Annotated in this window: 14 protein-coding genes; 4 read left to right on the top strand and 10 right to left on the bottom strand. The window is 72.0% G+C overall.

Annotated features, from left to right (window positions below):
- Window positions 1-23: 23 nt before the first annotated feature.
- Window positions 24-1739, bottom strand: coding sequence for a hydrogenase maturation protein (locus AC6F7H_RS27700; RefSeq protein WP_500759831.1), 1716 nt, complete (start codon window positions 1737-1739; stop codon window positions 24-26).
- A gap of 224 nt (window positions 1740-1963) precedes the next feature.
- On the opposite strand from AC6F7H_RS27700, the gene AC6F7H_RS27695 reads away from it, so the two are divergent.
- Window positions 1964-2350: a hypothetical protein gene (locus AC6F7H_RS27695; RefSeq protein ID WP_500759829.1), complete on the top strand. Its 387-nt coding sequence runs from the start codon at window positions 1964-1966 to the stop codon at window positions 2348-2350.
- Window positions 2351-2449: 99 nt separating this feature from the next.
- Here AC6F7H_RS27695 and AC6F7H_RS27690 read toward each other — a convergent pair whose 3' ends face one another.
- The 3 genes from AC6F7H_RS27690 to AC6F7H_RS27680 form a co-directional block, all read right to left on the bottom strand.
- A complete protein-coding gene (locus tag AC6F7H_RS27690; protein ID WP_500759827.1) occupies window positions 2450-3337 on the bottom strand; it encodes an oxygenase MpaB family protein in 888 nt (295 codons plus the stop codon).
- A gap of 360 nt (window positions 3338-3697) precedes the next feature.
- Window positions 3698-5260, bottom strand: coding sequence for an MDR family MFS transporter (locus AC6F7H_RS27685; protein WP_500762093.1), 1563 nt, complete (start codon window positions 5258-5260; stop codon window positions 3698-3700).
- Window positions 5261-5406: 146 nt separating this feature from the next.
- Window positions 5407-6126 carry a TetR/AcrR family transcriptional regulator gene (locus tag AC6F7H_RS27680; protein ID WP_500762091.1) on the bottom strand — a complete coding sequence of 240 codons (720 nt, stop codon included), beginning with the start codon at window positions 6124-6126 and terminating at the stop codon, window positions 5407-5409.
- A 196-nt stretch (window positions 6127-6322) separates the two neighbouring features.
- Here AC6F7H_RS27680 and AC6F7H_RS27675 point away from each other — a divergent pair, with 196 nt between their 5' ends.
- Complete coding sequence (locus AC6F7H_RS27675) at window positions 6323-7225, top strand: RNA polymerase sigma-70 factor (protein WP_500759825.1); 903 nt, start codon at window positions 6323-6325, stop codon at window positions 7223-7225.
- A 69-nt stretch (window positions 7226-7294) separates the two neighbouring features.
- Here the strand turns inward: AC6F7H_RS27675 and AC6F7H_RS27670 are convergent, their stop codons facing one another.
- The 6 genes from AC6F7H_RS27670 to AC6F7H_RS27645 form a co-directional block, all read right to left on the bottom strand.
- Entirely contained in the window at window positions 7295-8737 is a 1443-nt protein-coding gene (locus AC6F7H_RS27670; RefSeq protein ID WP_202278004.1) for a flotillin family protein, read from the bottom strand.
- Window positions 8738-8883: 146 nt separating this feature from the next.
- Window positions 8884-9393 (bottom strand): NfeD C-terminal domain-containing protein, encoded by a 510-nt coding sequence (locus AC6F7H_RS27665; RefSeq protein ID WP_500759823.1) that lies wholly within the window; start codon window positions 9391-9393, stop codon window positions 8884-8886.
- Window positions 9394-9649: 256 nt separating this feature from the next.
- Window positions 9650-10285, bottom strand: coding sequence for an Rv1733c family protein (locus AC6F7H_RS27660; RefSeq protein ID WP_500759821.1), 636 nt, complete (start codon window positions 10283-10285; stop codon window positions 9650-9652).
- Between the two features lie 56 nt (window positions 10286-10341).
- Entirely contained in the window at window positions 10342-11151 is an 810-nt protein-coding gene (locus AC6F7H_RS27655; RefSeq protein WP_500762089.1) for a rod shape-determining protein, read from the bottom strand.
- 26 nt (window positions 11152-11177) lie between these two features.
- Window positions 11178-11546, bottom strand: coding sequence for a TraR/DksA family transcriptional regulator (locus tag AC6F7H_RS27650; protein ID WP_500759819.1), 369 nt, complete (start codon window positions 11544-11546; stop codon window positions 11178-11180).
- Window positions 11547-11609: 63 nt separating this feature from the next.
- Entirely contained in the window at window positions 11610-11936 is a 327-nt protein-coding gene (locus AC6F7H_RS27645) for a TraR/DksA family transcriptional regulator (protein ID WP_109378111.1), read from the bottom strand.
- Between the two features lie 326 nt (window positions 11937-12262).
- Here AC6F7H_RS27645 and AC6F7H_RS27640 point away from each other — a divergent pair, with 326 nt between their 5' ends.
- Entirely contained in the window at window positions 12263-13216 is a 954-nt protein-coding gene (locus AC6F7H_RS27640; protein ID WP_500762086.1) for a HAMP domain-containing sensor histidine kinase, read from the top strand.
- Window positions 13213-13881 carry a response regulator gene (locus AC6F7H_RS27635; protein WP_500759817.1) on the top strand — a complete coding sequence of 223 codons (669 nt, stop codon included), beginning with the start codon at window positions 13213-13215 and terminating at the stop codon, window positions 13879-13881. Before AC6F7H_RS27640 ends, AC6F7H_RS27635 begins: the two co-directional genes overlap by 4 nt.
- The last annotated feature ends 275 nt before the right edge of the window (window positions 13882-14156 follow it).

The raw sequence follows: 14156 nt of genomic DNA, 5'->3' as shown, positions 1-14156 counted from the left end.
CGCGCTCGGATCTTCGTTCTCTGCTAACAGTCGGCCCGTCCGGCGAGAGCCGCATCCGGACCGCCTCCGTTGGTGGCCGCGGGTTCCTTGCGCACGAAGGCCCGGCGCAGGGCGTGGTAAGGGGCCGTTGGGTCGTCGAAGATGCTCCGTATGCGGGCGAGTTCCTGCTCCCGGTGATGGGCGAGAGGTGAGGCGGCCTCCCGGTGCTCGGCTTCCGCCTTCTTGGCCGCGAGACGCGTCTGAACGGAGGGAAGGGCCGCCAGATGTACGGCCGTTCGGGTGACGTCGTCGGTGAAGTCCTCCGGGCCGCAGTGCAGGACCCGGTCGACGAGCCCCATGCCGAGCGCCGCCGAGGCCGTCAGCGGCACGGCCTCGGCGGTGAGCCGTTCCGCCGTGGCGGTACCCACCCGGCGGGGCAGGGTGTACGTCCAGTACTCGGAGCCGTACAGGCCCATGAGCCGGTAGTGCGGGTTGAGGACCGAACCGGAGCGGCACCAGACCTCGTCCGCGGCCAGGGCGAGCATGACCCCGCCGGCGGCCGCGTTGCCGCCGATCGCGCTGACGACGAACCGGTCGGTCGTGGTGAGGACGGCCTCGACGAGGTCGTCCATGGCGTTGATGTTGGCCCAGGACTCGGCAGCCGGGTCGGACGCCACCTCGATGACGTTCAGGTGGATGCCGTTGGAGAAGAAGTCCCGGCCACCGCCCAGTACGAGGACGCCGGTGGGGCGGGAGCAGGCCGCCCGGTAGGCGTCCAGCAGACGGCGGCAGTGGTCGGTGCCCATGGCACCGCCCGGGAAGGAGAAGGTCAGGAAGCCGACCTGCCCCTCCTCCCGGTAGCGGATGTCCTGCCAGGTCCGGGCCCCGGGAGGCGGCTGCGGTGCCGCGGGGACTTCGGGCAGGGCTGGCAGGCGGTCGGCGAGGGCGAGGGTGGCGGGCAGTTTGCAGGCCCGGGGACGTCCCGGGCCGGTGCGGGCCCGCAGTTCCGGGATCCAGACCGCGCCGTCCGCCGTGGCCCGGCAGATCGCGCCGGTGCGGGTCGCCAGGAGCCCACCCGGGCGGCCGCGGAGCCGGTCCTCCGCATGGCCGCCGTGCAGAAACCATTCGCGGCCGAGAAGTTCGTCGCGCACGCCCGGCTGGGAGTCCGCGGCGCGCAGCTTGCGCAGGACGGTCTCGGTGGAGTCCGTGTCCCAGGCGATGCCCCGGTCCTTCTGCCGCAGCGGCGGCCGGGTCCTGGCACCCGGCAAGCGGGTGAAGTCGTCCTGCGGCCGGGGCACGTACGTACCGGAGGCGAACCGGTCGACCGCGAGCAGGACGGCTTCCAGCGCCGCGTCGGACACCTCGCCCCGGTACAGGTCGCTCTTCGCCACGTCCGGCACGGCGAAGTTCGTCGTCGCCCACACGGGGCCGGCGTCCATCTCGGCCACGGCCTCCAGCACGGTGACGCCCCACTCGGCGGCTCCCTCCTGGAGGGCCCAGTCGAGTGAGGACGGCCCACGGTCCCCCACGGGACCGGGGTGGACGATCAAGCAGGTCCGCGCCACCCAGACGTCAGGCGGCACGACGGTCTTCAGCATGGGGGCCACGACCAGGTCGGGATCGTGCCGGCGCACGGCACGGCGCACGTCCTCGCCGTGCGGTGTGACCTCCACTGCGACGGTGTGGCGGCGTTCCGACAGTTCGGCGTGGACACGCTGCGTGAGGCTGTTGTACGCGCTGGCGACGAGCAGAATACGCATGGCGGCTCTCCCTCGAAGGCGCGGCCGCCGTCGTACCGCGGCCGTCCGGGCATCGTCGGACCCTCGCGCCCTCCGGTGGTGGCATGACCCCCGGGCATCGCTCGCGCGGGTGACCCTTCGGGTCCACCTGGCCGGGAGGCGAGTTCGCCACCAGTTGGGACAATTGGTGAATATCGGGCACTCGACAGGGTGGCCGACACGACAACCGACAGGCAGGCCGGCACATGTCCAGGAAAGAGAAGCCATCGCAGCCCTCGCACGGCGAGGGCCCGAGCCGCCACAAGGGCACCGAGCAGCACGGCTGGGCCCCCGACGTCGACGAGACACGCCAGCAGGACAACCCGAGCGCCCGGCGCTCCTTCCACCCGGACGAGCACGCCCCGCCCCCCGGCAAGGGACGCAGGAAGTCCGAGCAGGAACGTGGGTCCGTCCCCGGGGACACGGTCGGGAGCGGCACGAAGAGCGGCGAGGAGTACGGCGGCGACGCGGAGAAGGGAATGCGCGACACCGGACGCCGAGGTCGCTCCCGGCGCCCGAGCGGCACCAGGGACGACTCCGCCTTCACCGGCGTCGACCCGGGCAAGGACAAGGACCAGCGCCGCCCCGGCTGACGCCGGGCGTGTGGTGCGCGCCCGCGCCGGATGCGCATCACCGGGGACGGCCGGGAAACGGTCACCGGCCGTTCAGGCCGCGCCGTGCCGGGCTCGGGGTCACCGCCGGGCGGCGCGGCGGGCCGCCCGGGCCGTGGGCAGGTAGCGCAGGCGCTCGGGCAGGAGCGGGACCACCGTGCGGACGACGGCGCCCGAGCGGCGCAGTCGTCGTTCGTCACGTGCCGTCCAGGCCAGGCCCAGGTGGTCACGGACGGTGGGCGGGAGCAGGCCGGTCGTGACGAAGACGTGCAGTCGTGCCAGGGGCGGGCGGAGCACCGGCCAGAGCCGGCGCAGGAGCGTGCCCGCGCCGTCCGGCGGCGGGATCGGCCGCCGCGGGTCGAGCAGTTCCGTCAGGACGGCCGTCCTCTCCAGTTCCTCCCGCACCATCGTGTCGAAGTACGGCCAGAACTCCTCCGGGGTGCGCGGCATGTCGCGCTGCTTGATGCCGAGGATGGCCCCGAGGTCGAGGAGTTCGTCGTAGAGGCGGCGTTCGTCCGGTTCGTCGAGCGGGCGGGACAGGTACTGCGCGGCCCTCAGGAAGACGGGGTAGGCGGTGGCGTGCACCCAGGCGTAGTAGGCCGGGGTCAGTGCGTGGTAGGCACGGCCGCGGGTGTCGGTGCCGCTGATGCCCTTGTGCAGTTCACGGAGCCTGCGGCCCTCCTCGAGGGCCTGTTCACCGCCGTAGACCCACAGCTGCAGGGAGTTCAGTGAGCGCTCGGCCCGGCCCCAGGGGTCGGTGCGGAACACGGAGTGGTCGTCGACGCCCGCGCCGACCGCCGGGTGGGCGACCTGGAGCACCAGGGCGGCCGGCAGGGAGAGCAGGATCCGGACGTCGCCGACGATGTCCCAGAGGAGGGAGCCCGGCGCGAACGGGACGGGCCCGGAGCGGGTGTCCGGGCCGGGTGCGGGGCCCGTGCCCGGCCCGGTGTGTGCGGGGTCGCCGGCCATGTCACCACGCTCCCATGGACCGTCGTGCTCGTCCCCTGCACCCTGGCCGTGGGGCTGTGGGGCCGTGGGCATCTCCCTCCGCCCAGGGGGGCGATCGCCGCCTCCTTCGCGGTGTCCGGCACCGCGTTCGAGGTGCACGCCGAGGAGAGCACCGTGAACGGCGTGTCTCCTTCTTCCCATCCTCCATCGGCTCCGGCCGCGCCGCCAAGCCGGTCCTGCCGACCACCGTCGAGGACGGCGCGGAGGAGGTCCTTCCCGGCGCCGGGTGAGTCCCCCGAGGGGGCGTGACGAGCGCGGAGGCCCTCCGGGCGTTCCGCCGGAAGACCTCCGCACTCCGCCGCCCCACAGGGCGTGCGCGCCTCAGCCGATGCCGGCCGGCGATGCCGCCGTACCGGCGGAGTCCGCGGACTCCGCGGTGAGCCGCTCCATGCCGCTGGTGTCCTTCAGCGGCTTCTCCCTGATGAACAGCACGGCGATCACGGCGAGGGCCGCGACGGGCGTGGCCACGAGGAAGAGCTCCGCGGTGGCGACCCCGTAGGCGCGCTCCACGATCTCCCGCATCGGCCCGGGCAACGTCGCCATGTCGGGCACCCCACCCCCACCGGACTCGTTCGCACCGGCCGGGATGCCCGCTTCCGTCAGGCTCCTGGTCATCTCGGTGGCGACCCGGTTGGCGAGGATCGCCCCGAGCACACTGGTGCCGATGGTGCCGCCCATGCTCCGGAAGAAGGACAGCACCGAGGTGGCGGCGCCCAGTTCGGTGGCGGGAACGTCGTTCTGGGCGGCCAGCACCAGGTTCTGCATCAGCATGCCGACGCCGATGCCCATGACCGCCATGTAGGTGCCGAGCAGGCCGAAGTGGGTGTCGACGTCGATGGTGGACAGCAGCCCGAGGCCCGCCGTCATGATGATGGAGCCCGCGACCAGGTACACCTTCCACCGGCCGGTCTTGGTGATGATCTGCCCGGCGACGGTCGAGGAGACGAGCAGGCCCAGGATCATGGGCAGGCTCATCAGACCCGCGATCGTCGGGGACTTGCCCAGGGAGATCTGGAAGTACTGCGAGAGGAAGACGGTGCCGCCGAACATGGCCACACCGACGAGGAGACTGGCGACGGTGGTGAGCGTCACGGTGCGGTTGCGGAAGATGCCCAGGGGGATGATCGGTTCCGGCACGCGCGACTCGACGACGACCGCGGCGATCAGCAGCAGCACTCCCCCGCCGGTCAGAGCGGCGGTCTGCCACGAGACCCAGTCGAACTCGGTCCCCGCGAGCGAGACCCAGATGAGCAGGGCGCAGACACCCGCGACGATCAGGAAGGCGCCCAGGAAGTCGATCCTCGCCTCACGGCGGACGGTGGGCAGCTTCAGGGTGCGCTGCAGCAGCACGATGGCGAGCAGCGCGAACGGCACCCCGATGAAGAAGCACCAGCGCCAGCCGAGCCAGGACGTGTCCACCAGGACACCTCCGATGAGCGGTCCGGCCACGGTGCCGACCGCGAAGACGGCACCGAAGATGCCCGCGTACTTGCCGAGCCGGCGCGGCGGGATGATGGCCGCCATCACGACCTGCGCCAGAGCCGTGAGACCGCCCGCGCCGATGCCCTGCACCACGCGGCTGAAGATCAGCAGTCCCACCTCCTGCGAGAAGCCCGCGAGCAGCGAGCCGACGATGAAGAGGGACAGGGACAGCTGGAGCAGCAGCTTCTGGTTGAACAGGTCCGACAGCTTGCCCCACAGGGGCACCGTCGCCGTCATCGCCAGCAGTTCGGCGGTGATGACCCAGGTGTAGGAGGACTGGCTGGCCCCCAGATCGGCGATGATGCGCGGGAGTGCGTTGGCGACCACGGTGCCGGCCAGGATGGCGACGAACATGCCCGCCATCAGCCCCGACATGGCCTGGAGTATCTGCCGGTGGGTCATGGCGGTGGGTGACGCCTCCACGGGCGCCGGTGTTGAGTTCACTTCGGTTCTTTCGCAGCGGTCAAGAGTGTGAGAGGGAAGAGCGAGAGGGACGGATCACGCGTGCCGGGGACGACGCGCAGCCGTTCCGTGAGAGGCGGAGGGGGTCAGGCCCCTTCGACGGGTTCGGCGTGCTCGACGGGTTCGACCGGTCCCGGGAGTCCGGTGGCCACGTGGTCGAACACCGATCGGAAGACCTCCTCGAAGGAGGCCTCGTCCTGCCGCACGCACCAGTGCTCCACGGCCACGCGGGCGGCCGTGGTGCCGACGGCGGCCAGCAGCCTCGGATACAGCCCCAGGGCCTTCCTCCGCAGTTGGCCCTCGGCCGACCCGAGAGGGGGACGGTCCCCCGTGAACAGCGGCGATCCGGCGCCGATGCGCTCCGCGAGCGTCTCGGCCAGGAGGAACTCGTCCTCGACGCGGGCGCCGAGGCTCCGCGCCAGCAGGTGCGGTGATCTGCGCAGCACCTCGGAATGCAGGCGCCACAGTTCGTGCTGTTGTTCCACTTCCCCCAGCTCCGCGGCCAGCGCGTCACGCAGCGCCGCCAGCGGGGGCGTGTCGGCGGGCGCGGCGAGCACCGCCTGCCGGACACGCACACCCGACTCCGCGCCCACCATCACGAACGCCTCGTCACGGGAGTCGAAGTAGTTGAAGAACGTGCGGGGTGAGACGCCGACCACCTCGCTGATCGCGTCGACGGTGACGTTCTCCGCGCCGTGCTCGGCCGCCAGCCGCACCGCGGCCGCCACCAGGGCGGCACGGGTCGCCCGCTTCTTGCGTCCCCGAAGCCCGCCGTCCGCCGGGTCTCTGTCGCTCACGTCGTGCAGGATACGCAAATATGCAGAGCCTGCAAAAACACGGAATGCCTCGACCGTCGTCGCGACCTGGACCATGCGCTGTCACAGCCATCGGTCGCGCGGTGTCTCCATGCCGCGGCCGGTCACGACGAGACAAGACGTGACGCGACGGGCTGCGACGAACTGCGACGAAACATGACGGACCATGACAGAAAGGAGCCGCGGCATGAACGACGGCGACCACGCCACCGACCCTGCGACCGAGACGTTCGTCGCCCACCGCAACCTGCTCTTCACCGTCGCGTACGAGATGCTCGGCTCGGCCGCCGACGCCGAGGACGTGCTCCAGGAGACCTGGCTGCGCTGGGTCAGGGTCGACCTGGCGCAGGTGCGCGACCGGCGCGCCTACCTGGTCCGGATCACCACCCGGCAGTCGCTGAACCGGCTGCGCGCCATGAAGCGCCGCAAGGAGGCGTACGTCGGCCCCTGGCTGCCCGAGCCGCTGCTCACCGCGCCGGACGTGGCCGAGGACGTCGAACTCGCCGAGAGCGTGTCGATGGCGCTCCTGCTCGTCCTCGAGACGCTCTCACCTACCGAGCGGGCCGTCTTCGTGCTGCGCGAGGTCTTCGACGTCGATTACGACGAGATCGCGGCCGCCGTCGACAAGAGCCCCGCGGCCGTCCGTCAGATCGCTCACCGTGCCCGTCGGCACGTCGATGCCCGCCGTCCACGCCGGATGGTCTCCCCGAGCGAGACCCGGGCGGCTCTGGAATCGTTCCGGCGTGCGCTCGAGAGCGGGGACCTGCAGGCGCTCCTCGACGTGCTCGCCCCGGAGGTCGTCCTGCTGAGCGACGGCGGCGGCATCAAGCAGGCCGCGGTGCGGCCGGTCAGCGGGGCCGACAAGGTCGCCCGCTTCATGATCGGTGGCCTCGGCAGGAACCGGCTCCCGATCGCCGTCGGGCCCACCGCGGTCAACGGCGGCCCGGCCCTCGTCGTGCATCTGGACGGCGGGCTCGACGGCGTCCTGGCGGTCCGCGTCGAGGACGCCCGCATCACCGGCGTCTACTACGTCCGCAACCCGGAGAAACTCTCCCGCGCCGAAGCCGAGACCCCCCTCACCCTGCGCTGACCCACCGGCGGACGCGACGGAGCCCGGTCACCCCGGGGTGACCGGGCTCCGCTGTCGGGGCCGGGGACGTCAGTCGGTGATGTCGACCTTGCCGCCTGCGGGATCCACAGGGGTGTGCTCCGCGGGAGCCGGTACCTTCGGCGTGCCGCGCCGGGCGATCCCCTGGAGGAGTTCACCGAGGTCGACGCCGGTGGTGGAACTGAGGAGTTCCATGCCCTGCGCGACGTTGTCGGCGACGGTGCGCGGGAGCTGTCCCGCGCCGTCCGTGGAGATGACCGTCAGCTTGTCCACGGCGGCCAGCGGCTCGGCGGCCTTGCCGACGACCTGCGGCAGCACCTCGACCAGCATCTGGAGCACGGCCGCGTCGCCGTAGCGCTCGAAGGCGTCGGCCTTCTTGTGCATGGCCTCGGCCTCCGCCGCACCCTTCGCGGAGATCGCGGCGGCTTCGGCGTCACCCTCGATGCGTACGGCGTCGGCGAGCGCCGCGCGGTGGGCCTTCTCTCCCTCACCGGTGAGCCTGGCCCGCTCGGCAGCCGCCTCGGCCTCCTTGACCGCGGCGATACGGCGGGCCTCGGCCTCCTGCTCGGCCTGGTAGCGGGCGGCGTCGGCGGGCTTGCGGACCCGGGTGTCGAGTTCACGGTCGGTCAGCGCGGCCTGCCGGGTGGCGACCTTCTCCTGCTCCTGCAGGACCTCCTGCTGCCGGGCGGCCTCGGCGAGCGGACCGGCGGCGTTGGCGCGGGCGGCGGCCTCGTCCGTCTCGGCCTTGATCTCGGCCTGCTTCAGCGCGAAGGTGCGCTGGGCGATCGCGATCTCCTCCTCAGCCTTGAGACGGGCCTGCTCGGAGGCGCGCCGGGCGACGGCCTCGGCGATGTCGGCCTCCTGCTTGGCGCGGGCCGCCTCGGGCCTTCCCAGGTCCTCGAGGTAGGAGCCCTCGGTGGTGATGTCCTGGATCTGGAAGGCGTCCAGCACGAGGCCCTGCCCGGAGAGGCTGGCCTCGGCCTCCTCCGCGACCTGTCCGGCGAAGGCGGCGCGGTCACGGATGATGTCCTCGACGGACATGCGCCCGACGATGGAGCGCAGCGCGCCGGACAGCACTTCCTGGGTGAACCCGACGATGCCGTCCTGCTGGTCGAGGAAGCGCTGGGCCGCGGCGCGGATCGAGTCCTCCGTGCCGCCGACCTTGACGATGGCGACACCCTCCAGGTTCGCCTTCACTCCGCGCAGGGTGACCGCGCCCCGGACGGCGACCGGGATGTGCCGGCTGGAGAGTTCGAGGGTGAACTTCTGCTGGACGAACGGGACGACGAAGACACCTCCGCCGACCACGACCTTCTGGCCGCTGTTGTCGGTGAAGATCCGGCCGGTCTCGGGGTCGGTGGACTTCTTGCCGCGCCGGCCGGTGACGATGAACGCCTCGCTGGGGCCGGCGACCTTGTAGCGGGTGACCACCACCAGGCCCAGCAGGACCAGGAGTACGACGACTCCCACCACGGCGATCAGTACAGGACTCATAGGTGTGGAATCCCCTCAGCCTTCCCCGGGGGACGGCGATGTGGTTCGGATGGGACGGGAACGCGGGTACTGCGGGAGGTGTCGGCATCGTGGCGGGCCTCGACGGATGACGGGCCGTTCCGCGGGGACGTGCCGGTCGGCACCGGTCAGCGCTCGACCGGGCGGACCGCCACCGAGGTCGCGGACAGTGCCGACTCCACCCAGACCTCGGTGCCCCGCGCGACGGGCACGGCGCTCTTCGCGGACAGCTTCAGCGGCTGCCCGGCGAGATACACCAGCACCTCGCCGTACCCCTCGGCCGGGATGGCGGTCACCACCGAGCCGGAGGTGCCGACGAGGTCGCCGCCCCGCGGGGTGGCAGCGGTCTGCTCCCGCATCAGGGCCCGGCTGAACTTCCAGGTCAGCCACCCCGCGGCGACTCCCGCCAGCACGCCGGCCACCGTCGCACCGGTGACCCCGAGGTCCGTCGTACCGAGGACGATCGCGCCGCCGAAGCCGAGCATGGACACGAACCCGGCGATCACCGGCAGTGACAGCAACCCGTCGAACATGCCGTCCAGCACACCGCCGAAGACGCCTTCCAGGAGTCCGTCGAAGATCAGTGAGAACAGCAGCAGAAGCAGTCCCGCGATGCCGAGACCCACAAACCACTCCATTCGGGCCTCACCTTCGCCGACCGACTCCCGCATGCGGATGCTCTCACACACCCGGACTCGAACACATTGCCAGAACTCGGCAATCTTTACGCGCCCTTCATGCCGCCTTCCACCGGAGCCCGCTGTTCCGCTCCTGCTCGGGCCGCGGTACGGGTCACGGGGCACACGGCGGACGCGTCCCCGTCGCCACCGGTGCCCTTCCGGGAGCCTCCGCACGGAACCGCGAGAACCGGGACCCTTGCTCGCCTTCGGCAGTTCATCCGGGTGCCGTCCAACGGGGGGACGTCTCGGCCCAGGCTCTGTCCCAGTCGGCGAGGTTCCGGCGGCGTACGACGAGACGGGTCACGCCGTGGGCGGCGGCGCCGGTGAGGGCGACGCCGGTGCCTGCGAGGAGGGCCCAGCCCATGCTGCGGCTGCGGATCTCCTCACGCGTCAGCGGTGGCTCGGTGGCCTCGCCACCGGTGGTCACCCAGATGCGGACCGGGCTGCCCGCGGGCAGGCTCGGCCGCACCTCGGCCCGGGTGGTGCCGGTCCGTCCCTCGTGGGTGGTGAAGCGGACCTCGACCGGGTAGCGGGCCAGCTCCTCCTCGTCCGATCCCGGCTCCGGATGGCGCGGGGCGTCTTCGGTGAGGGTCGCGGTCGTCTCGTACCGGGTCAGGTTCTGGTGGCGGGCCGTGTCCTCGTAGTGGCGGTGGGCGAGTTGTGAGACGACGACGGCGACCACGGGCGCCACCGCCAGGACGGCGAGCAGGATGCCGAGACCGATCCAGACCCGGAGTGCGTCGGTGCGGCGGCACAGGGGGTTGCGCCGGCGGCGCCATGGCAAAGGACGGTCGGACGGTTTGAGAGGGGGACCCGGGGGCGGTTGCGCGGGAGGAATGGTGCCCGCCACGTCGTGGCTCCTTCGGATGTCGGGGCGCGGACGAATGGGAGTGCGGGGAGGGCGGGTCAGCCGGGTCCGGTGGCCAGGGGGTGGTGGTGCGCCGCGGCGAGCAGGCCTGCGGCGCCCCGGACCGCGGCGGTGTGCGGCGACGGCACGGGCTGGACCGGGCAGCCGAGCCGGTCGGGCAGGCCGTGGGTGATCTCCGGGCGCAGGGCGCCCCCGCCGGACAGGAGGATGCCCCGGCGCAGGGCGGTGCGGGTGGTGGCGCTGCGGTCCTGCCGCAGCATCGCCGTCACCATGTCGACCACCGCGTCGGTGAGGTCTCCGGGCGGGGTGCCGTAGTCACCCAGGTCACCGACGCCCAGCGCGGTGCGCCGGGCGTCGGTGACGGCTCCCTCGGCGAGCAGCACCACCTCGGTGAGGTGCGCACCGAGGTCCACCACCAGGAGCGGGCTGGAGTGGTCGGCGCCCGCGGCGAGGGCGACCGCCCGCGCGCCCGGGACAGTGTGTACAGCGCGCGGGCGGAGGATTTCGACGGCCGTGCGGGCCGCTTCCCGGAAGGCGGACCCGTCCAGGACCGGCGTCGTGACGACGACCAGGGGGCGGCCGAAGCGGGGCAGCCGGTGGCCGAGCAGCCGGTCGAGCATCCGGGCGGTGCCGGAGGCGTCGACGATGGCGCCGCGCTGAATGGGGTGGATGGCGCCGCTGCCCGGGAAGGTCACCGTGGGTACGTCGAGGACCATGCCCCGTCCGGCGATCCACGCGCGCGTGCGGGAGCTGCCCAGGTCGAGCGCGATGCCGGAGCACCGGCGGCACCGCGGCCAGGGGCTGTGCCGCGCGGCCGCCGTCCTGCGTGGACGCCGGATCACGGTCATCGTCCGCTCCCTTCGGCCCGTGCTCATCACGCGGCCTCCCTCACCTGCTGGCAGCGGGCGCAGTAGCGGGCCTGGGGGACTACCAGCAGCCGGTCCCGTTCGACCGGGCCGCGGCACAGGTGGCAGCGGCCGTAGCCGCCGGTGTCCATCCGGGCGAGCGCCGCCTCGACGTCGGCGAGCACCATCCGGGCGGACGCGGCGAGCCTGACGTGCACCTCGAGCCGGCCGGCGGCCTCCTCCCCGAGCGGCTCGCCGGGACCCGACCCGGCGTCGGCGGCGAACTGCCGCAGCTGCTCCTGGCGGAACAGCAGTTGCTCGCGCAGGTTCGCTCGCAACGCCGCGAGGTCCTCGGACGTGAGGACCTCGTCGTGCTCGTCGATGGTCTGGTGGGCCACCACTTCACCCCCTTGGGCGGAGCAGGAGAGCAGAGCGGGATGGAAGTACGGACGGGGTACGGGTCAGGCTGCGCGGCTCTGGCAGGTGACGCAGTACGGGGTGTGCGGAAGGATCTCGAGGCGCTCCGCCGGGACGGGCTTGGAGCAGCCCAGGCAGGTGCCGTAGCTTCCGTCCTCGACGCGGGCGAACGCCGCTTCGATCTCCGTGAGGGCGCGCTTGATGCCGTCCTTCTGGTTGGACATCAGGTGGTCGTCGGGACTCCCTCCTGTTTCGTCCAGGGCCTTGAGCTGGGCCAACCGCGTGGTGCGCGCGTGCTCGAGGCGCTGACGGATCTCGTCGGCGGCGGTGTGGGCGGAACGCGGTTCGGTGCGCGGCAGATCGATCGACACGGAGGGTCTCCTCTGTTGGCAGACGGGTGATCTCCCACCGTCTCCCTTTCCGCGCCCGGCGCCCATCGGGCGCGGGACCCATTTCCGTCCGTCCGAGGACCCACCCCGAGCGGGGTGGGTCCTCGGACGGACGGAAATGGGGTGCGGGGCCCATCGACGGAAGGAGGCCTGCTCGTGCACTCTGTCCGCTGTTTCGCCGTTCGCCGTTCGCCGTTCGCCGTGAGACAACGTGGGACAAGGGGCATGCCTTCGGGAAGCCGTTGCCGCATCGGTCGCTGTGGTGTCCGACAGTAGAGGCAGACGAGAAAGAGGAAGGCGTGACCCCCGTGTCCCTGTACTGGCGGATCTTCGGGCTCAACGCGGTGGTGCTGGGCGCGGCGACCGCGCTGTTGCTGTGGGCTCCGGTGACCGTGTCCGTTCCGGTGTTGCTGACCGAGGCGGTGATCCTGGTGGGCGGCATGGCTGTGATGCTCGTCGCCAACGCGGCCCTGCTGCGGGTCGGGCTCGCGCCGCTGGACCGGGTGACCCGGCTGATGACCACCGTCGACCTGCTGCGGCCCGGCCAGCGGCTTCCGGTGCGCGGCGGCGACGAGATCTCCGAGCTGGTCAGCGCCTTCAACGCCATGCTGGAGCGGCTGGAGAAGGAGCGCGCCGCGAGCAGCGCCCGCGCCCTGCTCGCACAGGAGGCCGAACGGCGCCGGATCGCCGTCGAGCTGCACGACGAGGTCGGGCAGAGCATGACCGCGATCCTGCTGGCCCTGAAGCAGGCCGCCGACGAGGCGCCCGATCCGCTGCGCGGCGAGCTGCGTCAGGTGCAGGAGATCACCCGGGAAAGCCTGGACGAGGTCCGCCGGCTGGTGCGCCGACTGCGTCCGGGTGTGCTGGACGATCTCGGTCTGGTCAGCGCGGTCACCTCGCTCGCCACCGAGTTCGCCACCCACACCGGACTGCGGGTGAAGCGCAGCTTCGACCCCGATCTGCCCACCCTCGACAACGGCACCGAGCTCGTGATCTACCGTGTGGCGCAGGAGAGTCTGACCAACGCCGCCCGACACGCCGAGGCGCGGAACGTCAAAGTGAGCCTGTACCGGGAGGACGACCACGTGGTCCTCGATGTGAGCGACGACGGCCGTGGCATCGGCGCCGCCCATGAGGGCGCCGGAATTCGCGGTATGCGTGAACGGGCCCTGCTCATCGGGGCCACACTGGACATCACTCCCGTCACCCGGACCGGTACCCGGATCCGGCTGGCCGTGCCCGCCGTCAGGAAGCAGTCATGACCCACCAGGCCCCACCGACCACGATCCGGATCCTGCTCGCCGACGACCATGCCCTGGTGCGCCGCGGCGTCCGGCTGATCCTCGACCGGGAGCCGGACCTGGAGGTCGTCGCCGAGGCCGGTGACGGCGCGGAGGCGATCTCGATGGCCCGCGCCCAGGAGATCGACCTGGCCGTCCTGGACATCGCCATGCCCAGGATGACCGGTCTGCAGGCCGCCCGCGAGTTGTCCGCGCTCAGGCCGGGATTGCGTATCCTCATGCTGACGATGCACGACAACGAGCAGTATCTGTTCCAGGCGCTCAAGGCCGGGGCCAGCGGATACGTCCTGAAATCGGTTGCCGACCGCGACCTGGTCGCCGCCTGCCGGGCCGCGATGCGGGACGAGCCGTTCCTCTACCCGGGGGCGGTCACCGCGCTGATCCGCAACTATCTCGACCGGGTCCAGCACGGTGAGGAGGCCTCCGAGCAGGTGCTGACGCCGCGCGAGGAGGAAGTGCTGAAGCTCGTGGCCGAGGGGCACTCCTCGAAGGAGATCGCCGAGCTGCTCTTCATCAGCGTCAAGACGGTGCAGCGGCACCGCGAGAACCTGCTGAGCAAGCTGGGTATGCGGGACCGTCTGGATCTGACCCGGTACGCGATCCGTGCGGGGCTCGTCGAGCCTTGAGCCATGTCCTGCCGGGACCTGCCGCCCGCCTCCCACTCCGTATCGCCGCGCTTCTCACCGCGCTGGCCTCCGTACTGCTGACCTTCGGGTTCGGCATCCCGGACGGCCCGCGGCCCGCTCTCGCGGCGCAGTCGCCCTCCGTCGGCGCCCCCGTGGCTTTCGGTCCCTCCGTCCCGGGGCCGGCGGCGCCCGGCGGGCCGGACCGGTCCGCGCCGGATCCCGCCGCGGCTCCCGGGACCCACTCGTCCGACGTGGGTCCGCACACCGACGACTGC

It is taken from the genome of Streptomyces sp. MMS24-W38 (genome assembly GCF_059889265.1).
The sequence above is the reverse complement of the archived record's forward strand: the minus strand, read 5'-3'. Positions and strand labels throughout refer to the sequence as shown.

Bases quoted from the DNA above. Each gene is read 5' to 3' on its own strand.
- AC6F7H_RS27670 (WP_202278004.1), bottom strand. From the start codon at position 8,737: ATGAGTCCTGTACTGATCGCCGTGGTGGGAGTCGTCGTACTCCTGGTC.
- AC6F7H_RS27655 (WP_500762089.1), bottom strand. From the start codon at position 11,151: ATGACCGTGATCCGGCGTCCACGCAGGACGGCGGCCGCGCGGCACAGC.
- AC6F7H_RS27685 (WP_500762093.1), bottom strand. From the start codon at position 5,260: ATGACCCACCGGCAGATACTCCAGGCCATGTCGGGGCTGATGGCGGGC.
- AC6F7H_RS27690 (WP_500759827.1), bottom strand. From the start codon at position 3,337: ATGGCCGGCGACCCCGCACACACCGGGCCGGGCACGGGCCCCGCACCC.
- AC6F7H_RS27635 (WP_500759817.1), top strand. From the start codon at position 13,213: ATGACCCACCAGGCCCCACCGACCACGATCCGGATCCTGCTCGCCGAC.
- AC6F7H_RS27700 (WP_500759831.1), bottom strand. From the start codon at position 1,739: ATGCGTATTCTGCTCGTCGCCAGCGCGTACAACAGCCTCACGCAGCGT.
- AC6F7H_RS27695 (WP_500759829.1), top strand. From the start codon at position 1,964: ATGTCCAGGAAAGAGAAGCCATCGCAGCCCTCGCACGGCGAGGGCCCG.
- AC6F7H_RS27675 (WP_500759825.1), top strand. From the start codon at position 6,323: ATGAACGACGGCGACCACGCCACCGACCCTGCGACCGAGACGTTCGTC.
- AC6F7H_RS27665 (WP_500759823.1), bottom strand. From the start codon at position 9,393: ATGGAGTGGTTTGTGGGTCTCGGCATCGCGGGACTGCTTCTGCTGCTG.